General features: G+C 46.0%; 15 protein-coding genes. 14 read left to right on the top strand and 1 reads right to left on the bottom strand.

Annotation, left to right across the window (positions count from 1 at the left end; translation table 11 throughout):
* Positions 1–38: 38 nt before the first annotated feature.
* Complete coding sequence (locus Q8W40_RS16915; protein WP_305398871.1) at positions 39–995, bottom strand: TIGR01212 family radical SAM protein; 957 nt, start codon at positions 993–995, stop codon at positions 39–41.
* A 581-nt stretch (positions 996–1,576) separates the two neighbouring features.
* Here Q8W40_RS16915 and gltB (Q8W40_RS16910) point away from each other — a divergent pair.
* From gltB (Q8W40_RS16910) to tnaA, 14 genes are all read left to right on the top strand, one after another.
* Positions 1,577–6,118 carry a glutamate synthase large subunit gene (gene gltB, locus Q8W40_RS16910; RefSeq protein WP_305398869.1) on the top strand — a complete coding sequence of 1,514 codons (4,542 nt, stop codon included), beginning with the start codon at positions 1,577–1,579 and terminating at the stop codon, positions 6,116–6,118.
* Positions 6,118–7,587, top strand: coding sequence for a glutamate synthase subunit beta (locus tag Q8W40_RS16905; RefSeq protein ID WP_305398868.1), 1,470 nt, complete (start codon positions 6,118–6,120; stop codon positions 7,585–7,587). Before gltB (Q8W40_RS16910) ends, Q8W40_RS16905 begins: the two co-directional genes overlap by 1 nt.
* 368 nt (positions 7,588–7,955) lie before the next feature.
* On the top strand, positions 7,956–12,419 hold the full coding sequence (gene gltB, locus Q8W40_RS16900; RefSeq protein WP_305398866.1) for a glutamate synthase large subunit: 4,464 nt from the start codon (positions 7,956–7,958) through the stop codon (positions 12,417–12,419).
* A gap of 13 nt (positions 12,420–12,432) precedes the next feature.
* Positions 12,433–13,845, top strand: coding sequence for an FAD-dependent oxidoreductase (locus tag Q8W40_RS16895; RefSeq protein ID WP_101112392.1), 1,413 nt, complete (start codon positions 12,433–12,435; stop codon positions 13,843–13,845).
* Between the two features lie 85 nt (positions 13,846–13,930).
* Positions 13,931–14,365 carry a DUF1499 domain-containing protein gene (locus Q8W40_RS16890; RefSeq protein WP_126608535.1) on the top strand — a complete coding sequence of 145 codons (435 nt, stop codon included), beginning with the start codon at positions 13,931–13,933 and terminating at the stop codon, positions 14,363–14,365.
* 132 nt (positions 14,366–14,497) lie between these two features.
* Entirely contained in the window at positions 14,498–15,367 is an 870-nt protein-coding gene (locus Q8W40_RS16885; protein ID WP_305398863.1) for a PKD domain-containing protein, read from the top strand.
* Between the two features lie 208 nt (positions 15,368–15,575).
* A complete protein-coding gene (gene mtnN / locus Q8W40_RS16880) occupies positions 15,576–16,271 on the top strand; it encodes a 5'-methylthioadenosine/S-adenosylhomocysteine nucleosidase (RefSeq protein WP_101112395.1) in 696 nt (231 codons plus the stop codon).
* Positions 16,272–16,279: 8 nt separating this feature from the next.
* Entirely contained in the window at positions 16,280–17,233 is a 954-nt protein-coding gene (locus tag Q8W40_RS16875; protein WP_305398860.1) for a cobalamin biosynthesis family protein, read from the top strand.
* Position 17,234: 1 nt separating this feature from the next.
* Positions 17,235–18,071, top strand: coding sequence for a vitamin B12 ABC transporter substrate-binding protein BtuF (btuF, locus tag Q8W40_RS16870; RefSeq protein ID WP_370693399.1), 837 nt, complete (start codon positions 17,235–17,237; stop codon positions 18,069–18,071).
* Positions 18,072–18,150: 79 nt separating this feature from the next.
* On the top strand, positions 18,151–18,771 hold the full coding sequence (locus tag Q8W40_RS16865; protein ID WP_126608540.1) for a trimeric intracellular cation channel family protein: 621 nt from the start codon (positions 18,151–18,153) through the stop codon (positions 18,769–18,771).
* A gap of 254 nt (positions 18,772–19,025) precedes the next feature.
* A complete protein-coding gene (locus tag Q8W40_RS16860; RefSeq protein WP_305398859.1) occupies positions 19,026–20,003 on the top strand; it encodes a questin oxidase family protein in 978 nt (325 codons plus the stop codon).
* Complete coding sequence (locus Q8W40_RS16855; RefSeq protein WP_305398857.1) at positions 20,000–20,413, top strand: VOC family protein; 414 nt, start codon at positions 20,000–20,002, stop codon at positions 20,411–20,413. The genes Q8W40_RS16860 and Q8W40_RS16855 overlap by 4 nt, the downstream gene beginning before the upstream one ends.
* Before the next feature lie 23 nt (positions 20,414–20,436).
* The gene (locus Q8W40_RS16850) at positions 20,437–21,003 is read left to right on the top strand and encodes a flavodoxin family protein (RefSeq protein ID WP_305398855.1); all 567 of its coding nucleotides are present in this window, start codon (positions 20,437–20,439) and stop codon (positions 21,001–21,003) included.
* Between the two features lie 902 nt (positions 21,004–21,905).
* The gene (gene tnaA / locus Q8W40_RS16845) at positions 21,906–23,366 is read left to right on the top strand and encodes a tryptophanase (protein WP_305398854.1); all 1,461 of its coding nucleotides are present in this window, start codon (positions 21,906–21,908) and stop codon (positions 23,364–23,366) included.
* Positions 23,367–23,373 lie beyond the last annotated feature (7 nt).

Here is a 23,373-nt window from a genome sequence, read left to right as displayed (position 1 = left end):
TGCCCGTCCAGATTGTACACAAATAGGAGAATGAGCGCTTAAATGAATTGTTCAACTAACCGTTTGGGATCAACAAATTCATAGGGTTGGTTAAGTAAACTTCCTTGTGCACCTAGTTTATCCAGATTACGTCCAATTTCAGTCATCGCCAGCCATCGCTGTTCACACCACATTGGTGCTAGCAAAGTTGGTCTTCTCGCAGTCGCAGAAACTCGATGATAAACAGCCTCAGGCGGTGTCCGACGAATCATCTCAGACGCAATATCCACATACCATTCAAGCTCTGGCGCAACGAGCCTACCTGCCTGCCAACTTTTAGCCATGATACTTCCGTCTACAATATGCAGAGGGTGAAGCTTAATACCATCGGTGCCCACATCGACAACTTTGTTTATAGTCTCAATACAATCCGGCTTGCTCTCTCCTGGTAGCCCGACAATAAGATGAGTACACACTTTGATGCCCAACTGTCGTGCTTTTTGAGTAATGCGCGAGTAGCACTCAAAATCATGCCCTCGATTTATCCGTTTCAGCGTATTGTTGTTTGCTGTCTGCAACCCCAATTCCAGCCAGATTTCATACCCTTTACTCAAGTATTCGGTTAGTAATTCCAGCACAGTATCTGGCACGCAGTCCGGTCGAGTGCCAACACACAAACCCACAATATCCGCTTGTTCCAGCGCTTCTTCATACATACTGCGTAACACTTGCACTTCAGCGTACGTGCTGGTGTAGGCCTGAAAATAGGCCAAGTACTTTTTAGCGCGGCTTATTTCACCCGCTCTGTCTACAAGTTGCTCTTTAATGCTCTTCACTTGAGCTTGCTCATCAGCAAACGAAGCGACATTGCAAAAAGTGCAGCCTCCTCGACCAATCGTTCCATCTCGGTTTGGGCAATTAAATCCACCATGCAACGTCAGTTTATGAACTTTCTCACCATATCTCCGCTGTAGATCTTGCCCCAACGTATTGACCGACTCATGCAATTGTTTCATGGCTATTAGTTAATACCTCTACAAAAGAATCTTCTTTAAGATCAAAAAACCTGTGTCATATGAACGAAAAGACATCAAACGAGAATCATTCTCATTTATGTAATTTAATTACATATCACCGAAAATTATCACCAAATTGTAGAAGCACGAAAAAGATGAATTACGAACAAAAATCAATAAAGATGCAGAAAATACAGGATTTTTTGCAGATGTTATCGTTTTGTTAAGCTAAAACTGCATAAATCAGCTGAAAAAACACACATTCTGCGTTAAGTTTGGATGGAATTTACTATTACAAAAATGTAGGATAGTTACACAAATCACGTTTTTTTGAGCAATGTCGGCCAATAAAAGAGCGCGAATAAATCGGAAGATATCCATTCCCTCCAATACAAATGCCTACAAATCAGGCGAATCATAATGGATATCACCAAGGATTAGTTATCTTCGCTAATTATATTTCCGCGAAGAACAGAAAGGATTCAGACCATCAACATAGATGGTTTCGATTTCATAATTAAAAGGAACAGGTGCGTTTACGCGAGTAACCCGTGCCCGTAATAAACTGGAAGGAAGTATCTATGGTAGATAGAGAGCAAAAGACACAAGGTCTATACACTCCCGAATTGGAGCATGACGCTTGTGGTATCGGTTTTGTTGCTCACCTAAAAAACCGTAAATCTCATGATGTAGTGACGCAGGCGCTTGATATGCTTGCTCGCATGGAACACCGCGGCGGTCAAGGTTGTGATCCGTGTTCGGGTGACGGTGCTGGTATTTTACTGCAGAAACCACACGAATTCCTGTTGGAAGAAACGGTTAAGCTTGGCATTAAATTGCCTTCTTTTGAAAAATACGGTGCGGGTGTTGTCCTCTTCCCTAAAGATGAGCACAAACGTGCACAATGCCGAGATATTCTTGAACGTAATGCAAAGCGCTTAGATCTTGAAGTTCTGGGCTATCGTGTTCTCCCTGTCGATAACTCCATGATTGGTGCTGATCCTCTAAGTACTGAACCTCAGTTTGAGCATGTCTTTATCACAGGCGGTCCGGGTACGACACCAGAAGAACTGGAGCGTAAACTTTATGTTCTGCGAAACTACACCGTCCGTGTTTGCCTAGAAAGTGTGTCGAACATTGGGGATGATTTCTATATCAACTCCATGTCGTACAAAACCATTGTCTACAAAGGGCAGCTAACCACAGAACAAGTGCCTCAGTACTTCTTGGATCTGCAAAACCCTACAATGGTTACTGCGCTGGCATTGGTTCACTCTCGCTTCTCTACCAATACATTCCCAAGATGGCGCTTAGCTCAGCCTTTCCGTTACATTGCACACAATGGTGAAATCAACACCGTTCGCGGCAACCTTAACTGGATGAAAGCGCGTGAAGCCATTTTGGAATCTGACCTGTTTACTCAGGCAGAAATCGATATGCTGCTGCCTATCTGTCAGGAAGGTAGCTCAGATTCATCTAACTTTGATATGGCGCTTGAGCTCCTAGTCCTTTCTGGTCGTAGCTTGCCTCATGCTCTTATGATGATGATCCCTGAAGCTTGGCAAGAAAACAAAAACATGGACCCAACGCGCCGTGCGTTTTACCAGTACCATGCCAATATCATGGAACCTTGGGATGGTCCGGCTTCTGTTTGTTTCACCGACGGTGTTCAAGTAGGGGCAACGCTTGACCGTAACGGCTTACGTCCATCGCGCTACACAGTAACCAAAGACGATTTCCTAGTCATGGCATCAGAATCTGGTGTGGTTGAAATCGAGCCAGAGAACGTCGAATTCCGTGGTCGCTTACAACCTGGTCGTATCTTCGTTGCCGATCTAGAACAAGGTCGTATCATTTCTGATGAAGAAGTGAAAGATGGCATTGCCAATGCACAGCCTTATGAGCAGTGGGTGGAAGACAACCTTCTGAGCCTGAAAGGGCTACCAGAAGCGGGTAACAAACACCACCAGCCAAGTTCAGAGCGCTTGATGCATCATCAACAAGCGTTTGGTGTGAGCTCGGAAGAAGTCAACGAAATCATCGTACCGATGGCAAAAGACGGTAAAGAGCCGCTGAGTGCTATGGGTGCCGACTGGCCGCTGGCTGTGCTGTCACATCAATCGCAGCACTTATCTAACTACTTTAAGCAGCTTTTTGCTCAGGTAACAAACCCACCAATCGATCCAATCCGTGAGCGTATGGTGATGTCTTTGAATACCTACCTAGGTAAAGACCAAAACCTGCTAGCAGAAACCCCTGAGCACTGTCAGAAAGTAGAACTGGAATCCCCTGTTCTTTCGAATGCCGAGCTTGAAAAACTGCGTGCTATCGATAATGAACATTTGCAAGCTAAAACACTCGACATCGTATTCCGAGCAAGTGAAGAAGAAGGCAAGCTTGAGCGAGCATTGAAGCGTATTTGCCAATACGCAGAAGATGCCGTGATTGATGGCTACTCCATCATCCTGCTGACTGACCGTGCCGTTAACTCTAACCACGCAGCTATCCCAGCAATGCTGGCTGTTGGCGCTGTTCACCACCACTTGATCCGTAAAGGGTTACGTGCGAAGTGTGACATCGTTGTAGAAACAGGTGATGCGCGTGAAACGCACCACTTTGCAACGCTATGTGGCTACGGTGCAAATGCCGTAAACCCATACTTGGTAACAGAAACCATTATCGATCTTCAGAAGAAGCGTAAGCTCGACCCTGAAACGCCTTCGGATGTTCTATTCGAAAACTACCGTAAGGGCGTCAATGGTGGCTTGCTCAAGATCTTCTCTAAGATGGGTATCTCTACATTGCAGTCTTACCACGGCGCGCAAATCTTCGAAGCGTTGGGTATTAGCAAATCTGTCGTAGAAAAATACTTCACAGGTACGGTGACACGTATCGAAGGTTTAACCATTGATGACATTGCCAAAGAAGTATTGGTTCGTCACCGCGTCGGTTACCCAACACGTGAAATCCCAGTACAAGTACTGGATGTAGGTGGGGTTTATCAGTGGAAACAGCGTGGTGAAAAGCACCTCTTCAACCCTGAAACCATTTCTTTGCTTCAGCAATCGACACGAAACAAAGATTTTGGTCAGTTCAAGCAATACGCGAAAGCCGTCGATGACCAAGGTGATGATGCAGCAACACTGCGTAGCCAGTTGGACTTCATTAAGAACCCAGCAGGATCGATTCCTCTTGAAGAAGTAGAGCCTATCGAAAGCATCCTAAAACGCTTTGCGACAGGTGCGATGTCTTTCGGCTCTATCTCATACGAAGCGCACTCCACACTTGCCGTTGCGATGAACCGCATTGGTGCGAAATCGAACTCCGGTGAAGGTGGTGAAGACCCTGCGCGTTTCGAGCGTAAGAAAAATGGCGACTGGGAACGCTCTGCTATCAAGCAGGTCGCATCGGGCCGTTTCGGTGTAACGTCATACTACTTAACTAACGCTGACGAAATCCAAATCAAGATGGCGCAAGGTGCGAAACCTGGTGAAGGTGGACAGCTACCTGGCGACAAAGTCGATGATTGGATTGGTGCTACTCGCCACTCAACTCCAGGAGTTGGTCTGATTTCACCACCACCACACCACGATATCTACTCTATCGAAGATTTGGCACAGCTCATTTACGATCTGAAAAACGCCAACCGAAAAGGTCGTGTGAACGTGAAGCTGGTTTCTGAAGCAGGCGTGGGTACGATTGCCTCTGGTGTTGCTAAAGCCAAAGCTGATGTCGTTCTCATTGCTGGATTCGATGGTGGTACAGGTGCTTCGCCAATGTCTTCAATCCGTCACACGGGATTACCGTGGGAATTGGGCTTGGCAGAAACGCACCAGACCCTTCTTAAGAATGGTTTGCGTAACCGCATCGTGGTTCAGTCTGATGGTCAGATGAAAACCCCTCGTGATTTAGCTATGGCGACACTTCTCGGTGCAGAAGAATGGGGCGTGGCAACAGCCGCTCTTGTCGTTGAAGGTTGTATCATGATGCGTAAGTGTCATAAGAACACTTGCCCAGTTGGTATCGCAACACAAAACAAAACGCTACGTGAACGATTCGATGGTCGCGTAGAAGATGTCGTGACTTTCTTCCAATACATGGCAGAAGGCTTACGTGAAATTATGGCTGAACTTGGTTTCCGCTCTATCGCTGAAATGGTTGGTCAGTCTCACAAGTTGAAAGTGCGTGAAAACATCACTCACTGGAAGTACAAGAACCTAGACCTTTCACCTGTCTTGCACATCGAGCAAGCGCGTGAAGAAGACGGTGTTTACAACCAGAAAGAGCAGAACCACAACTTGGAAGAAGTACTGGATCGCCAGCTGATTCAACTGGCACAGCCAGCGCTAGAATTCGGTGAACCCGTCAGTGCAACACTGCCTATCATCAACACCGACCGCAGTGCAGGCACCATGCTTTCCAACGAAATATCCAAAGTCTACAAAGACCAAGGATTACCCCAACCAATGAACGTTAAGTTCCACGGTAGTGCTGGTCAGTCGTTTGGCGCATTCCTTGCGAAAGGTGTGAAATTCGAAGTGGAAGGTGATGCGAACGATTACTGGGGTAAAGGCTTATCTGGCGGTACGTTAGTCCTTTATCCAGATTCAAAATCCAGCATTGTTGCGGAAGACAACATCGTTGTAGGTAACGTATGTTTCTACGGTGCAACCTCCGGTGAATCCTACATTCGTGGTCTAGCTGGCGAGCGTTTCTGTGTTCGTAACTCTGGTGCCAAGGTAGTTGTTGAAGGTGTAGGTGACCACGGTTGTGAATACATGACAGGTGGTACAGCCGTTATTCTTGGCTCTACAGGCCGTAACTTCGCGGCAGGCATGAGCGGCGGTGTCGCTTACGTTTGGGATACCGCAGGTGATTTCGAAACCAAGCTGAATGCTGAACTGGTCGATTTAGACCCAATTGAACAAGAAGATAAAGACCTGCTACTCGACATGCTGGCCAAGCACGTTGAATTCACAGGAAGTGAAGTTGCTCAGTCTTTCCTTGATAACTTTGAAGCAAGCTTAACCACTATGGTGAAAGTGATGCCGCGCGATTACAAAGCGGTACTTCAAAAGCGTAAAGCGGAAGCAGAACAGAAAGAAGAAGTGGAGGCAGTATAATGGGTAAGCCTACTGGATTTTTAGAGCATGGTCGTGAGCTTCCAAGAAAGCTTGACCCTAGCGTTCGAATTGAAAACAACAAAGAATTTGTGCTGAACGAAGAGTTCGGCACCAAAATCAATACTCAAGCTTCTCGCTGTATGGATTGTGGTGTGCCGTTTTGTCATAACGGCTGCCCTATCGGCAACATCATTCCTGAATTTAATGATGCGGTCTTTCGCGACAGCTGGGAAGAGGCGTGGAACATTCTAAGTTCCACCAATAACTTCCCAGAATTTACCGGCCGCGTATGTCCTGCTCCTTGTGAGAGTTCGTGTGTATTGGGTATTAACCAAGATCCAATCACCATCTGTAACATCGAGAAAACCATCGTTGAAACGGCGTATCGCGAAGGTTATGCCAAACCGAGAACACCGCGTTCACGCACAGGTAAAACTGTGGCTATCATCGGCAGTGGTCCTGCTGGTCTATCTGCTGCAGAACAACTTAATAGTGCGGGTCACTTAGTTACGGTTTTCGAACGTGATGAAAAAGTGGGTGGCTTACTGCGCTTTGGTATTCCTGATTTCAAACTCAGCATGTCTGTTATTGATCGTAAAATCGATTTAATGGAAAAAGCGGGCATCAAGTTTGTTGTAAACGCGCACATTGGTGTCGACATCAACGCAGTGCAACTTCGTCAAGACTTTGATGTGGTTCTGCTAACGGGTGGTTCTACGGTACCACGCGATTTGCCAGTACCGGGTCGTGAACTGAACGGCGTGCACTTTGCGATGGAGTTCTTAGGTCAGAACAACCGTCGTGCAAACGACATGGATCTGAAAACCAAAGAAATTCACGCCAAAGGAAAAAATGTTGTTGTGATTGGTGGTGGTGACACAGGTTCTGACTGTGTGGGTACTTCTAACCGCCACAAAGCCGCGAGTATCACTCAGGTAGAAATCATGCCGATTCCGCCAGAAAAGCGCCCAGTGAACATGCCTTGGCCTCAATACCCGATGATCATGCGCACCTCTACTTCTCACGAAGAAGGGTGTGACCGCCACTGGAATATTCTGACCAAAGAATTTGTCGGTAACGATGAAGGTCAAGTAACGGGTTTACGTATTGCTGATATCGTATGGCAGGACGCCAAACCTGGTGAGCGCCCTTCATTTGATGAAGTTGCTGGCAGTGAGCGTGTGATTCCATGTGATTTGGCTTTCTTGGCTATGGGTTTCTTGCACCCAGAACCAACCGGTATTCTTGCGCAATTGGATATCAAGCTTGATGAGCGCGGTAACGTTGCTACTCAAGATTTCCAAACGAACCAAAAAGGTGTATTTGCTGCAGGTGATATGCGTACTGGGCAATCACTAGTGGTTCGTTGCATCAATGAAGGGCGCGAATCTGCTCGCGCTATTGATGCACATTTAATGGGCAACACCAATTTAGAAGCAAAAGCCGATTCACTGATGCTTTCAGTATAAAAATAGGCAAAGCGATACGTTGCTTTGCCAACTCCTTCCTGAACTTTGCCAGCAACATTTGTTGCTGGCATTTTTTTGCCTTAAATTGTGAATAAGATGTTAAAAACATCATTCTAACTCATTGTTTACATGACAAATAAACGAGGCAAATCACCAAATTCCCTTAGTTATACCAACAAATATCCAATAACTTGACGTTTTCTATCATTAGCTATAGGTTGTGAATCTGGTGATAACAAAATGACACCGCAATGTTAAGAAAACAGAGAGTTTGGCAACTATAATTACTACGCCACTCCACATAACTATAAAAATATAAGTTACACAATTCCCTTACCAGGAAGGTAGGAAGCAAAGGGAGAATTGCAATGGCTCTATACGATCCACGTCTTGAAAAAGACAACTGTGGATTCGGTTTGATCGCCCATATGGAAGGTCAGCCGAGTCACAAACTCGTCCGCACTGCTATTTCAGCACTCGACAGAATGACTCACCGTGGTGGTATTGCCGCCGACGGTAAAACGGGTGATGGCTGCGGATTACTACTTCAAAAGCCAGATACTTATCTGCGCATTATCGCCCAAGAACAAGGTTGGAACCTAGGCAAACAGTATGCGGTTGGCATGGTTTTCTTTAGCCAAGATCCTGAAAAAGCAAAAGAAGCCAAACGCGTCATTAACGAAGAGTTAGCAAGAGAAACACTCACTGTCGTTGGTTGGCGGGATGTTCCCATCAACACCGATGTTTTAGGTCCGATCGCCAATGAGTCTGTTCCTAACATCGAGCAAGTGTTTATTTCAGCTCCTGCTGGTTGGCGGGAACGCGATATTGAACGTCGCCTGTATATTGCTCGTCGCCGTATTGAAAAACAAATTCAAGACGATGACGATTTTTATATCTGCAGCCTATCGACTCAGGTCATCGTGTACAAAGGGCTTTGCATGCCTGCGGATCTACCACGATTCTATTTGGACTTGGCGGATCTGCGTATGGAATCGGCGATTTGCTTGTTCCACCAACGTTTCTCCACCAACACGCAACCGCGCTGGCCACTGGCTCAACCATTCCGCTATTTAGCGCACAACGGTGAAATCAATACGATTGAAGGTAACCGTCAATGGGCTAGAGCACGTGCTTACAAGTTCTCGTCGCCACTGCTACCAGACTTACAAAGTGCCGCGCCATTTGTGAATGAAACGGGTTCTGATTCATCCAGCTTAGATAACATGTTGGACTTGTTCTTAGCGGGTGGTATGGACGTGTTCCGTGCCATGCGCATGCTGGTTCCGCCTGCGTGGCAAAATCACCCAGACATGGATCCAGACTTACGTGCGTTTTATGACTTTAATTCAAAGCATATGGAGCCTTGGGATGGGCCTGCGGGGATCGTTTTATCAGACGGTCGATACGCTGCCTGTAACTTAGATAGAAATGGTTTGCGCCCTGCTCGATATGTCATTACTAAAGACAACCTGATTACACTCGCTTCAGAGGTCGGTATATGGGATTACACGCCAGATGAAGTCTCTGAAAAAGGACGTGTTGGTCCCGGTGAACTTCTGGTTATCGACACTCGAAAAGGGAAACTTTGGCAATCGTCTGAGATCGACAGCGATCTAAAGAACCGTCATCCTTATCGTGAATGGATGGAAAACAACGTTCACCGCTTAACTCCCTTCGCAGAGTTAAAGGACGATGAAGTTGGTCAACGCAATTTTGATAACGATGAACTCAAGACTTATCAAAAGCAATTTGCGATGAGCAATGAAGAAGCCGATCAAGTCCTTCGAGTACTGGGTGATATGGGGCAAGAAGCCGTCGGCTCGATGGGCGACGATACCCCAATGGCTGTTTTATCTTCCAAGGAGCGCTTGGTAACGGATTACTTCCGCCAGAAGTTTGCCCAGGTCACCAACCCACCGATTGATCCACTTCGTGAAAAACACGTCATGTCACTGGCCACCAGCGTGGGTCAGGAAATGAATGTGTTCTGCGAAACCGATGGTCACGCACACCGAGTTGCCTTTGAATCACCGGTTTTGCTGTTTTCCGATATGCTGCAGTTGCTTGAACTGAACGACGAACACTACCGAAATTCCATTCTAGACATTAACTTTGATCCTGAAGAAAAATCGCTAGAGCAAGCCATTCATGACTTGTGCGAGCAAGCTGAAACCGTTGTCCGCCAAGGCACGGTACTGGTCGTTTTATCCGATCGTGATATCCAGAAAGGGAAACTGCCGATTCCGGCTGCAATGGCAGTGGGTGCAGTACAAACTCATCTTATCAATGCCAATTTACGCTGTGATGCCAATATTATTGTGGAAACGGCTACGGCACGCGACCCTCATCAATTCGCAGTATTACTTGGCTTTGGTGCGACCGCGGTTTATCCATATTTAGCTTACGAAGCCTTAGGTAAAGCCATTGATGATGGTGCACTGGAACGCTCCTACGGAGAAGCGATGCTGAACTATCGCAACGGCATCAATAAAGGGCTGTACAAGATCATGTCCAAGATGGGCATTTCGACCATCGCCTCCTATCGCTGCTCTCAGTTATTTGAAGCCGTTGGATTACATCAAGATGTTGTCGATCTTTGTTTCAAAGGGGTGACAAGCCGAATCCAAGGCGCTTCATTCAGTGACTTCCAACAAGATGTCTTCAATCTGTCTCGTAAAGCATGGGCAAAACGCAAGCCCATCGACCACGGTGGATTGCTGAAATTTGTCCACGGTGGGGAATTTCACGCCTACAACCCAGATGTCGTCAGCACATTGCAAACGGCGGTCAATTCAGGTGAAACCAATGACTATAAGTCCTTTTCTAAGCAGGTTAATGAACGTCCTGTCGCCATGTTGCGTGACTTATTGAAACTAAAGAAAGCAGACAAAGCGCTGCCACTAGAAAAAATTGAGCCAAACACCGAACTCTTTAAGCGATTCGATTCAGCAGCCATGTCGATTGGTGCACTCAGCCCTGAAGCACACGAAGCATTAGCCATGGCGATGAATCGCTTAGGCGGTTACTCAAACTCCGGGGAAGGCGGTGAGGATCCGCGTCGCTTTGGTACGGAACGTAATTCACGTATCAAACAAGTGGCATCGGGTCGATTTGGCGTAACTCCGCACTATCTGACCAATGCTGACGTATTACAAATCAAAGTAGCCCAAGGGGCAAAACCGGGTGAAGGTGGTCAGCTTCCGGGTCACAAAGTGACGGCTGAAATTGCCAAACTGCGTTACTCGGTGCAAGGTGTAACCTTGATTTCACCGCCTCCTCATCACGACATTTATTCGATAGAAGATTTGGCTCAGCTGATTTTCGATCTTAAGCAGGTTAACCCTAATGCATTGGTTTCCGTCAAACTGGTTTCCGAGCCAGGTGTCGGCACCATTGCGACGGGTGTTGCCAAAGCGTATGCCGATCTCATTACCATATCCGGTTACGACGGTGGTACCGCTGCCAGCCCATTAACGTCGGTGAAATATGCTGGCTGCCCTTGGGAGCTGGGGCTTGCAGAAACTCAGCAAGCATTAGTAGCCAATAGCTTACGTCATAAAATCCGTTTGCAAGTGGATGGTGGACTAAAAACGGGCTTAGACGTCGTAAAAGCCGCCATTTTAGGGGCGGAAAGCTTCGGCTTTGGTACCGCGCCTATGGTTGCGATGGGCTGTAAGTTCCTCCGAATCTGTCACCTCAATAACTGTGCAACGGGTGTTGCTACTCAAGATGAAACCCTACGCAAGCAGTATTTCAAAGGGTTGCCAGATATGGTTGTCAACTACTTCACGGGGCTTGCCGAAGAAGTACGTGAAATCATGGCTGAGCTGGGCGTTGAAAAACTCACAGATTTAATAGGGCGCACCGACTTGCTTGAAGCCGTTCAAGGTATGACGGCAAAACAAAGCAAGCTCGACCTTTCGGGAATTTTGGAAAAGCCAATCTCGCCGCAAGGGCACCCTGTCAGTTGGACCGAGCCCAATACCCCATTTGATAACGCTGCGTTAAACCAAAAAATCATCTCCGATGCCATGGCGGCAGTCGAAGCCAAGCAAAGCGCGAACTTTTACTACGATGTGATTAATACCGATCGCTCGGTAGGCGCGCGTTTGTCTGGCGAAATCGCCAAGCGATATGGTAATCAGGGAATGGCTACCCAACCCATTAAGTTATTCTTAAATGGCACCGCAGGGCAATCCTTCGGTGTTTGGAATGCTGGAGGTGTTGAGCTCTACCTAACTGGTGATGCGAACGACTATGTCGGCAAAGGCATGGCAGGCGGAAAAATCTCCATCAAGCCACACTTAGGTACCGCATTCCGCTGTAATGAAGCAACGATTATAGGCAATACCTGCTTGTACGGTGCGACAGGCGGTAAGCTGTTTGCAGCAGGTAAAGCGGGCGAGCGATTTGGCGTGCGTAATTCAGGCACCATTGCTGTCATTGAAGGTGCTGGTGATAACGCATGTGAGTACATGACGGGAGGTGTTGTTGCCATTCTTGGCGCAACAGGCGTGAACTTTGGAGCGGGTATGACAGGCGGATTTGCCTATGTACTGGATGCGAACGACGACTTTAAAGGGCGTGTGAACACAGAATCGGTTGAAGCTCTATCACTCTCGGATCTTTACATCCATCAAGAGCATTTGAGAGGGTTGATATCAGAACATTTGGACGAAACCAACTCAGCACATGCTGAGGAAATTCTGGCGAATTTCGACGAATGGATTCCTAAGTTCTACCTTGTGAAACCACAAGCCTCTGACTTGAGAACATTGCTCGGTCACCAAAGTCGCAGCGCAGCTGAGTTGCGTGTTCAGGCGCAGTAAGTAGGAGAAATTCATGAGCCAGAACGTATACCAATTTATCGATGTACAACGTGTTGATCCGGCTAAAAAACCGCTAAAAATACGTAAAATCGAGTTTGTAGAAATCTACGAACCCTTTACCAATCAGCAAGCAACTGCGCAAGCTGATCGCTGCCTTGACTGCGGAAACCCTTACTGTGAGTGGAAATGCCCTGTTCACAACTACATTCCTCAATGGCTAAAGCTTGCCAATGAAGGAAGAATCATAGAAGCGGTTGAGCTGTCTCACCAAACCAATAGCCTACCCGAAGTGTGTGGGCGTGTGTGCCCACAAGATCGCCTGTGTGAAGGTTCTTGTACGCTTAACGACGATTTCGGCGCCGTCACCATAGGTAACGTCGAAAAGTACATCACCGATAAAGCCTTCGAAATGGGCTGGAAACCCGATATGTCTGCCGTGGAATGGACAGACAAAAAAGTCGCCATTATTGGTGCGGGGCCAGCAGGTCTTGCTGCCGCCGACATATTGGTTCGAAATGGGGTAAAGCCAGTCGTATTTGATCGCTACCCAGAAATCGGTGGCTTACTGACGTTTGGTATTCCTTCTTTCAAATTGGAAAAAGGGGTAATGGAAAATCGCCGTCGTATCTTCAGTGATATGGGCGTCGAATTTAAAATGAACGTCGAAGTTGGCAAAGATGTACAACTTCAAGAACTCATTGATGATTATGATGCTGTCTTCTTAGGCGTGGGCACCTATAAAAATATGCGCGCAGGCTTAGAAAACGAAGAAGCGCCTGGCGTCTATGATGCGTTGCCATTCCTCATTTCCAACACGTATAAAGTGATGGAACTGGATACAACCGATCCATACATCGATATGGCAGGCAAGCGCGTAGTGGTTCTCGGCGGTGGAGACACCGCGATGGACTGTGTTCGCACGTCCATTCGCCAAGGTGCCAGCAACGTTGTTTGTGCATACCGACGCGATGAAGCCAACATGCCCGGCTCTCGCCGTGAAGTAAAAAATGCTAAAGAAGAAGGCGTAAACTTCATGTTCAACCTCCAGCCGCTTGGTATTGAGGTGAACAAAGAAGGCAAAGTCGTGGGCGTGAAAGTGGTGAAAACCGCACTGGGTGAACCCGATAGCGCTGGGCGTCGACGACCAGAGCCTGTCGCGGGAAGCGAACACATTCTGGATGCTGATGCGGTGATCATGGCCTTTGGATTCCAACCACACAAAATGAGCTGGTTAGAACCTTTTGGTGTGGACTTGGATCAATGGGGTCGCATCAAAGCACCTTCCGACCAAGAATTTCAATACCAAACATCCAATAAGAAGATCTTTGCAGGCGGTGACGCCGTAAGAGGATCCGATTTAGTAGTAACGGCCATTGATGAAGGCAGAAAAGCTGCGGAAGGAATCCTCGATTTCTTAGAAGTTTAACTCGCCAACATTACGCTTAACACTTACTCTAAAAGCAAAGAATGTCGTTATTCTTTGCTTTTTTCATTCAAAGGAGAGTTCACCAATGAAAACCATCAGTGTCGTCTTAGGCTCTTTAGTTTTCCTTTCGGCTTGTAGCCAAGAACCTGTTTCCATTCCAGACAGAACTTCTCATCCTTGTGGCGATAGCCCTAACTGCGTGTCTACCCTTGAACACCGTGAAGACTTTATTCTGCAGCCTTTCACTTTAGCATCAAGCGATATCACCATTGAGCAAATTGAAACCGTGGCACTATCAATGCCTGGCTCGCTAACGGCAGTAAAAGATGGCTCTTACATTCGAATAGAATACACCAGTGATTTCTTCGGGTTTGTCGACGATTTAGAAATCAAGATTGAGGGTGATAAACTGATCGTACGCTCCGAATCCCGCACAGGTCACTCCGACTTTGGCGTAAACCGAGAGCGCGCGGACGAACTTCGCAGTAGCTTGTTAGAGCAAGGTTTAATTACCCCGTAATCAGCACTTCACTTGTGCCTTAATTGGTTTGTGTCCAACTTAGACACAAACCGTCTCATTTCAACCAACGATAATTCAACCCAATAACGGTACATTCAATATCAACACATTGAATAATAAAGGGAATGAATTATGTTTAAATGGTTAAAGCTTTCCGCTCCAGTTTTGATGGTCGCGTTAGTAGGATGCAGTGTTGACACCGATGAGGCAAAAAAACTCACAAAGCCAACCGTCAACGCTGGTAATGATCAAGTGCACACGCTTCCTGTCAGTAGTATTGCACTAAACGGTACGGCATCAACATCACCCAGTATCTATGATATTGAAACCATCTCTTGGACTCAGCGATCTGGTCCGCAACAGTTAACTATTCTCAATGCAGATAAGTTGAAGGCGTCCATCATCAATCCAACATTGGCAGGTACCTATGAATTCCAGCTGTATGTAAGGGACAGTGGCGATCGCAGTAACACCGATACTGTTCGGCTCATACTTAACGCTGAAAATGCTGGTGCTTCTGCTTCTGCTTCTGCTGGTATGAGACACCACTCAGACCAAATCACTCAAAAGCAACAAACCCAGTCATTGCAAAAAACAATACAAATACCCGTATCGGTTGTTTCGACTGAGCTAACCGGTTCAAACGGCGTAATACAATACGGCACGATGGACACAACTCCCTCTAGTTATATTCAAAAACAAACAGAGATCGCTCTTCAACAGCTAAGTGATGCTGCCACCGTCACCTTTGATTTCTCAAGCGTTTCTAAAGAAAAGAATTCACAACTCCTAATCGCAATGATTGAAACCTTGAGAGGTGATAATGCTGCGCAAGTCGTTTCTTCTTACGACTCAAAAAACCCCGTTACCACCATTTATTTGCAAGACCTAAAACCACATCAAAATATTCAATTTGATAACAGCGAAATCGGTGCACAGTTAAACGAGCTAGCCAATACCTTACAGCTCACCATCCCATCAACTTCAATCAGAAAAAACTAGCGTAATAAGAACACTCAGCAATTAGCCATAGCCCGTATGTTGTGAAATCAAAAACCTCAAGATCGCTAACAAAGAAGCCATTGCTGCAATTAAGATCTTGAGGTTATGGCTCCATCGCTACCGAAAAATATTGCCTAGACGGGGTTAGAGACTGCAAAACTTTCCTGCTACAATCCGCTGTAATTGAATACTAACTTAGAGACGTCCAATGAAAATCGGTATTATCGGTGCCATGCAGCAGGAAGTGGCTATCCTGAAAGAAGCAATGACTCACTGTAAAGAAGAAACACGCGCAGGTTGTGTTTTCTACACAGGTCAAATCAATGGTGTGGATGCTGTTTTGTTGCAGTCTGGTATTGGCAAAGTGGCGGCTTCTGTTGGTACCACCTTGTTACTAGAAATCTATCAGCCTGAAGTCGTGATAAATACTGGTTCTGCTGGTGGTTTTGATTCTTCTCTGAACTTGGGTGACGTTGTTATTTCAACCGAAGTTCGTCATCACGATGCGGATGTTACCGCTTTTGGTTATGAAATTGGGCAGATGGCAGGCCAGCCGGCAGGTTTTGCTGCCGATGAAAAGCTGATGGCAGTTGCAGAGCAAGCTCTTGAAAAAATGGATGGCAAGCACGCAGTTCGCGGACTCATTTGCACGGGTGATGCCTTTGTATGCAGCGCAGAACGCCAGGCTTTTATCCGCACGAATTTCCCATCTGTGATTGCAGTAGAAATGGAAGCCGCAGCTATCGCTCAAACCTGTCATCAATTTAATGTTCCGTTTGTGGTTGTTCGCGCCATCTCTGACGTTGCAGATAAAGAGTCTCCAATGAGTTTTGACGAATTCCTTCCTTTGGCGGCGCAAAGCTCTTCGGAAATGGTGCTCAAAATGGCTGACTTACTGAAGTAACATTACTCATGGAAGAGCTGTTTACTAAGCTGTATTCCAACGGCGCCCTATTGGTCTTATGGGGCGCTTTACTGTTCCATTTTATCTTACCTATCCCCAAATCTGTGCACCCTGCTACGCTTTGGCATAAGTTTGCTGAAATTCTCGCTACCAAGGTGAACAACAATCAAAACCACGGGCAAAGCGTCATCTCTGGCAGCTTGGCTTGGGGAATGATGTGTATACCAGCCTTAATCTTCTTTATCGCATTAAAGCCTCTGGTCTGGCAGCCACAATTGTTTGATTTAGCATTACTGCTCTTGGCGATCGATTGGCGCAGTAATGAGTCTCTCGCGAAGCACCTTATTCAAGCTCTAGGGAAAGAAGACAAAAAGCGCGCCCGCCGTGAATTAGCGCCTCATGTTAATCGAGCCACCGACACACTCTCTCCATTAGGGCTTGGCAAAGCTGGCGCAGAGACTCTGATTTTGGGGTACGGCAGAAACGTTATCTGTGTGATGTTCTGGTATGCCATCGGTGGCGGTATCGGTGCCATGATGTATCGTTTAATCATGGAGCTAGCGCGAGCGTGGTCGCCTAGTCGAAGTGAATTTCTACCTTTCGGCTTACCCGCTATTCGAATGCTCGCACTGTTAGAATTTATCCCGCTTAGGCTATTCAGCTTATTTATAGTCGTAGGCAACAATATGTCTGCGGCGTTATCTGGCATGCTTTCGCAAGGAAAAACATGGCCAACACCTGGCCCTGGTTGGCTAATGGCGGCAGTGGGTAACAAACTCGAGCTATCACTTGGTGGCCCTGCTATTTATGGCGATAAAAAAACCATGCGTCCCAAACTTGGAGGTCGAGTCGCGCCTTCCGCTTATCATTTATCCCAAATCCAACACCTTCTGGCGTGGCGCATCTGTATTTGGGTGTTGCTGCAAAGCGCAATCATGGCAGTCATCTATCAAGGTATTTAAATTGAAAACGCTCTTTGTTTTGTTAGCGGGTCTCCTTGTTAACCAATCTGTTTTGGCTAATACCGCACCTCAACGCATTATTTCTCTTGCGCCTCACGCAACAGAAATCGCCTTTGCAGCTGGATTGGGCGACAAGCTTGTTGCCGCAACTGACTACAGCGATTACCCAGAAGAAGCGAAAGCACTCGAACGCGTCGCCAACTATCAAGGCATAAAACTCGAACGCATTGTGGCACTTCAACCCGACTTAATCATCGCGTGGCCAAGTGGCAACCCCGCCAAAGAGTTAGAGAAACTAAGAAAGCTTGGGTTTGAAATTTACAACTCCAAAACGGGTACATTCGAAGATATTGTCCACAATTTAGAGCAGCTAAGCCAATACGCTGAAGACCCAAGTATTGGCATGAAAGCCGCTGCGGATTTTCGAGAAAACCTAGCGCAGCTTAAACAACGCTATACCACCGATAAGCCCGTAAAGTACTTCTATCAATTAAGTACAAAACCCATTATCACAGTGGCGCAAAATAGCTGGCCAAGTGAGGTGTTTAGTTTTTGCGGTGGTACAAATATCTTTGTCGACAGTGCGTCTCCCTACCCTCAAGTTGGTGAAGAGCAGGTCATCGTTCGGCAACCAGATGTCATCTTTACTTCTCGACATGCCGTACAAGATGAGTCCCTGTGGCAAGGGTGGGCATCGCAAGTCCCTGCTGTACAAAACAAACACATTTGGTCACTGAATTCCGATTGGATAAATCGACCAACACCTCGCACCGTTAAAGCCATAGAGCAGGTATGCGAGTTTTTTGAACAAGCAAGGCAATACGCAAAAGCCAACTAAGCTCACGTAAAAGCTAACAAAACACACTTAAAAAAACTAACCAAGCGCACGTAAAAAGCTAACTGAGAATACGAGGAACATGGACGCATTACTTCTATACATAATTGATCTGTTTGGAACCGCAGTATTTGCGATTTCTGGGGTGTTGCTGGCAGGCCGATTAAAAATGGACCCATTCGGTGTAGTGGTGCTGGGCAGTGTCACAGCCATTGGAGGCGGATCGATACGTGATATGCTTTTGGGGGCAACCCCCGTTTTCTGGATCTCCGATACCGCTTATCTCTGGGTTATTTTCATTACCTGCGTGCTCACCATGTTGATTGTTAGACGTCCTAAACGCTTGCCATGGTTCGTATTACCCGTCTGTGATGCCATCGGGCTGGCTGTCTTTGTGGGAATCGGTGTAGAAAAAGCATTAAGCTATCAAGACAGCGCCATTGTTGCCGTCATTATGGGGGTACTCACAGGGTGTGGGGGCGGTATTATCCGCGATGTTCTAGCAAGGGAAATCCCAATGGTATTAAGAAGTGAAGTGTACGCCACCGCCTGTTTAGTGGGTGGTATTGTTCACACTGGTGCTATCGCTTTAGGTGTTGAGCACTCTCCTGCGTTATTCATTGGTATTTTCACTACATTGACCATTAGGCTGGCGGCCATCAAATGGCACCTTTCTCTACCAGTATTTGCCATTAACAAATAGCCTAAAGCAATGGGTTTAAGCCCATTAATAGATAAATTCATTCGCCTAACGTTATTCAGGCTGTAACACAATCGTATTTTATTGGCCCACATCTTTTGATGTGGGCTTTTTGTTGCGCGCTTTTTTGAGTGACTTCTCATTTAGCTGACTTAAAAACGATTAAATAAAGTAATTTGTTTACTTAATCATTCTGCGATCTATATTAGTAAACAAATAACTTTACTAAAACAACTATAAGAACGTCAGGAGGCAATATGAACAACATACGATCTTCCACTCAACATTTAGTGACCGCGACACATCAATTTGATCCCAACTACCAAGGCAACTTAACGAATCACTTACCCATGGCTTTGGTGGCACTGGATCTTAGTGGTGCGTCAGAAGCCCGAATTCAGCGCTTTTATGATCATTACGTCAAAATACTGGATCCCAAGAAAGCCTCACGTACCGCGAAACAGCCACAAATGTCGAACCGAGATCATTTCAATGACTGGCAAGCATTCTTCCTCAATGAAATCCATAGCCACGGCATAGAGACGTGCTTGAAAACTCAACTTCCAGTACTCATTGAAGGGATTGCAGCGGCAGCGTTTCACGGTCTGATTCGGTTATCCTATGCCATTGACTTAGGTTCTCCAGACGAGATATCCCATGCGCTGGCATACCTCGCTAGCGAGTATCAGTATTTGGGCGATCTTCAGACCACAAATTCATACTCGCTGGACGAGCAAATAGTAGAAGGACATAACTTGTTCCACCAACACTCGTTTGAACCGGGAATCATTGTGGATAGAGTGCAAGAAGTGATCGAGTCAGAACGCTACGTATCCATATCAGCGATACCAGATACACTCCCACTGGAAGAGGTGTGCGATGTCATTCTGAAGCAATTTATCCGAACGAATGATTTCACGTATTTACACGGGGTGACAGGTCTACAAGCGTTCATCAATATCCTGCCTTATCTACAAGATCAAACCGTTGGACTACAGCGCTTTTGGCAAGCTTACGTGGCAGCTTATTGTGCGAGTAGCCCATACGCCAAAGCCACGGACTGTGCCATCACTCATCCCAGTAAAAATTGGCAACAACGATTGCAACGTGCGAGCCAAAGCAATGACGACCACACCATAAAGCTGGTTTTCAGTTGTTATCGCATCGATCAATCCCACCCTACCCCATTATCTATTCAAGCTGCTGAAATGCGTCTTGCTAAGGAGTCGTTATGAGTACTTATGTCGAACACGCTAATGTCACCGTTAAAAATGTGGATCGCGCCATAGAGTTTCTTCAAACCGCATTACCTGATTTCAAGATTCGCCATTTCGGACATAGCCATTATCGCTGGTGCCATATCGGTACAGAAGAAACCTATATTGCCTTACAGGAAGTCGTTGAAAAAGAATCCGTAGATCGCTCTCCCTATGTTGATGTAGGTATCAACCACATTGGGTTCGTGGTCGACGATATTGAGGAAGTAGAACGCAGGTTACTGAGTAATGGCTATGAACAGAACCCAATGGAAACAAAGCATCCATATCGTAAACGCCTCTATTTTTACGACAGCGATGGACTGGAATGGGAATTCATTCAATACCTGACTCACGATTCGACAAAACGAAATGACTACGAACACTAATAACCAGCCCACCAATATTAAGGATGACGTCAGTGACTAAAATATCTATTGTCTATTTTTCAAAGTGTGGCGCGACTAAAGCCTTGGCTGAATACATCGCCTGTGGCGTCCGTTCCGCGCCTAACGCATCACCCACACTGTTAGAAATTGAGCCTAAAGACATTCACGAAGGACGTTACAAAAATGACGCGCTGTTTGAAAAACTCAAAAACAGTGATGCCATCATTTTTGGGGCACCCACCTACATGGGCGGTCCCGCCGCCCAATTCAAAGCCTTTATGGATACAAGCAGTGATGCCTATGTTGAACGGGAATGGCATAACAAACTAGCCGCGGGCTTTACTTGCGGTGGAAGCCTGAATGGCGAACAAGAACAAACGCTGTTTTCATTCTTCGTATTGGCTTGCCAGCACGGCATGATTTGGGCTGGCTTAGACGAATCCGAACATGTCAGCGACAGCGGATTAAACCGGTTGGGATCCAATATAGGTCTGACGGCTTGTAATAAAGATATTGAAGAGTTAGTGCATTCAAACGACGCCAAGACCGCTATCTATTTAGGTGAACGTATCGCGAAGCTCACCAACTAGAACTTGATATATCCAAGTGGTTCAGAATTTAGAGCCACTTGGGTATATACCCAAGTGACCTCAAGATGCAGGATTCAGAGCCGCATATTCTGGCTCAGTTCAAGGAAAAGGATGCAGCGGAATGACGAGTCCTTTCCAAGTTCTTTGACGATGAAATGAGACAGAATATGGGCTCCCAAAGGCGAGTTTAACTGGCTTTCATACTGCGTTACCGATTTTTGATTTAGAATGACTAGATCTTCATATCGGTGCCTTGTCTGAACACCAGTTAAATCTCGCTGAACCAAGTACCTTGAGGTCACTTGGGTATAAGCCAATTAATACAGATAACACACTGGAATAAATATCATTTTATCTTAACAATTCAATCATATTTCCTCGTCAGAGTTTTGATTCATATGACACCCATTAAATATGTGATGCTTTAGGCTAATTTATAATTATGATGATAAAACTATAATACGCGAATCACATTTGCTTTTTTTGTGAATACCAAACTTCAGTAAGCTAATATATATTTATGTGAGTAGAGCAATATTCTTGCTTATGGGCAGAGGAACATACAATGAACATGTACCTTAATTGGCAATCCAAATTCCAGCTAACCCTGTTAGACTGGTATACCATCGATCATCAGATTTCATTTCATCTATCTTCTGAATAAGAACTTTCAAGTCAACCTCAGTGACGAAAAAGCACATCTAAAGCAAGCAAAAAACATCGGCGGAAATTGCTGTAAAGAATCATTATATGCTTTATTTTCCACCGCTTAACACCTGCTTTATTCATAGCTAAATCATCACTGTTCTATTTATTAACAATTAATTCTAAACATTGAATTTATTAATAATTTGATGGGCTTCATCTCATCTAAAATAAATATAATCTTGAAAGGTCTTAATATGGAAAACTTTAAACATCTCCCAGAACCATTTCGCATTCGAGTTGTAGAGCCAGTAAAACGTACCACCCGAGAGTACCGTGAACTAGCCATAATGAACTCAGGTATGAACCCATTTTTGTTAGACAGCGAAGATGTTTTTATCGATTTACTGACAGACAGTGGAACCGGTTCTATCACACAAAGCATGCAAGCCGCGATGTTAATGGGAGACGAAGCTTACAGTGGAAGCCGAAGCTACTATGCATTATCAAAAGCGGTAAGCGATATTTTTGGCTATGAATATACCATTCCGACCCACCAAGGACGTGGGGCAGAACAGATCTACATCCCTGTGCTCATCAAAAAAAGAGAGCAAGAAAAAGGATTGGATCGCAGCAAGATGGTCGCACTGTCTAATTACTTCTTTGACACCACACAAGGGCATACTCAAATAAACTGCTGTGTCGCGAGAAACGTGTACACAGAAGATGCCTTCGATACTTCAGTAAATGCTGATTTCAAAGGTAACTTTGATTTAGAAAAATTGGAAAGTGCCATATTGGAAGTTGGCGCTCAGAACGTCCCGTACATAGTCAGCACCATCACGTGTAATTCCTCTGGTGGGCAACCTGTTTCTATCGCGAACTTGAAAGCCGTGTACGAAATTGCTGGAAAATACGACATCCCAGTCATCATGGACTCAGCTCGATTTGCTGAAAATGCGTATTTTATTCAGCAACGTGAACCGGGTTATGAGGATTGGAGTATTGAGGACATTACACGCGAATCGTACAAATACGCAGACGGTCTCGCTATGTCTGCCAAAAAAGACGCCATGGTTCAAATGGGTGGGCTATTGTGCTTTAAAGACAGCCGATTCGACGATGTTTACAACCAATGCCGAACGCTATGTGTAGTTCAAGAAGGTTTTCCTACTTACGGTGGACTAGAAGGCGGAGCAATGGAGCGCTTGGCCGTTGGGCTTTATGAAGCTATGCGACAAGAATGGCTAGAATACCGCATTGGACAAGTTCAATACCTCGTGGATGGGTTAGAAAAACTGGGTATTGTCTGCCAGCAAGCAGGCGGTCACGCCGCGTTTGTTGACGCAGGAAAGCTTCTTCCTCATATCCCTTCACATCAATTCCCCGCACATGCTCTGGCTTGTGAACTCTACAAAGTTGCTGGTATTCGCGCCGTAGAAATTGGCTCACTGCTGCTGGGGCGCGATCCTGCTACCGGCGAACAAATGCCCTCACCTGCCGAGCTGCTCAGGCTCACGATACCTCGAGCCACTTACACGCAAACCCACATGGATTTCATCATCGAGGCATTTGGAAAAGTTCAACAAAATGCTCGAAACATTAAAGGATTGGAGTTCACCTATGAGCCTGAAGTACTCAGGCACTTTACAGCAAAGCTAAAAGAGGTAGAAGAAACAAGGAAGGTCGCACAGGAAGTGCCAATGGCCGAAGTCTAACTTATTC

The sequence above is a fragment of the Vibrio penaeicida genome, assembly GCF_030689305.1.
GTDB lineage: Bacteria > Pseudomonadota > Gammaproteobacteria > Enterobacterales > Vibrionaceae > Vibrio > Vibrio penaeicida_B.
This window is presented reverse-complemented; position numbering and strand designations above follow the sequence as displayed.

Bases quoted from the DNA above. Each gene is read 5' to 3' on its own strand.
- Q8W40_RS16915 (WP_305398871.1), bottom strand. From the start codon at position 995: ATGAAACAATTGCATGAGTCGGTCAATACGTTGGGGCAAGATCTACAG.
- gltB (WP_305398869.1), top strand. From the start codon at position 1,577: ATGGTAGATAGAGAGCAAAAGACACAAGGTCTATACACTCCCGAATTG.
- Q8W40_RS16905 (WP_305398868.1), top strand. From the start codon at position 6,118: ATGGGTAAGCCTACTGGATTTTTAGAGCATGGTCGTGAGCTTCCAAGA.
- gltB (WP_305398866.1), top strand. From the start codon at position 7,956: ATGGCTCTATACGATCCACGTCTTGAAAAAGACAACTGTGGATTCGGT.
- Q8W40_RS16895 (WP_101112392.1), top strand. From the start codon at position 12,433: ATGAGCCAGAACGTATACCAATTTATCGATGTACAACGTGTTGATCCG.
- Q8W40_RS16890 (WP_126608535.1), top strand. From the start codon at position 13,931: ATGAAAACCATCAGTGTCGTCTTAGGCTCTTTAGTTTTCCTTTCGGCT.
- Q8W40_RS16885 (WP_305398863.1), top strand. From the start codon at position 14,498: ATGTTTAAATGGTTAAAGCTTTCCGCTCCAGTTTTGATGGTCGCGTTA.
- mtnN (WP_101112395.1), top strand. From the start codon at position 15,576: ATGAAAATCGGTATTATCGGTGCCATGCAGCAGGAAGTGGCTATCCTG.
- Q8W40_RS16875 (WP_305398860.1), top strand. From the start codon at position 16,280: ATGGAAGAGCTGTTTACTAAGCTGTATTCCAACGGCGCCCTATTGGTC.
- Q8W40_RS16865 (WP_126608540.1), top strand. From the start codon at position 18,151: ATGGACGCATTACTTCTATACATAATTGATCTGTTTGGAACCGCAGTA.
- Q8W40_RS16860 (WP_305398859.1), top strand. From the start codon at position 19,026: ATGAACAACATACGATCTTCCACTCAACATTTAGTGACCGCGACACAT.
- Q8W40_RS16855 (WP_305398857.1), top strand. From the start codon at position 20,000: ATGAGTACTTATGTCGAACACGCTAATGTCACCGTTAAAAATGTGGAT.
- Q8W40_RS16850 (WP_305398855.1), top strand. From the start codon at position 20,437: ATGACGTCAGTGACTAAAATATCTATTGTCTATTTTTCAAAGTGTGGC.
- tnaA (WP_305398854.1), top strand. From the start codon at position 21,906: ATGGAAAACTTTAAACATCTCCCAGAACCATTTCGCATTCGAGTTGTA.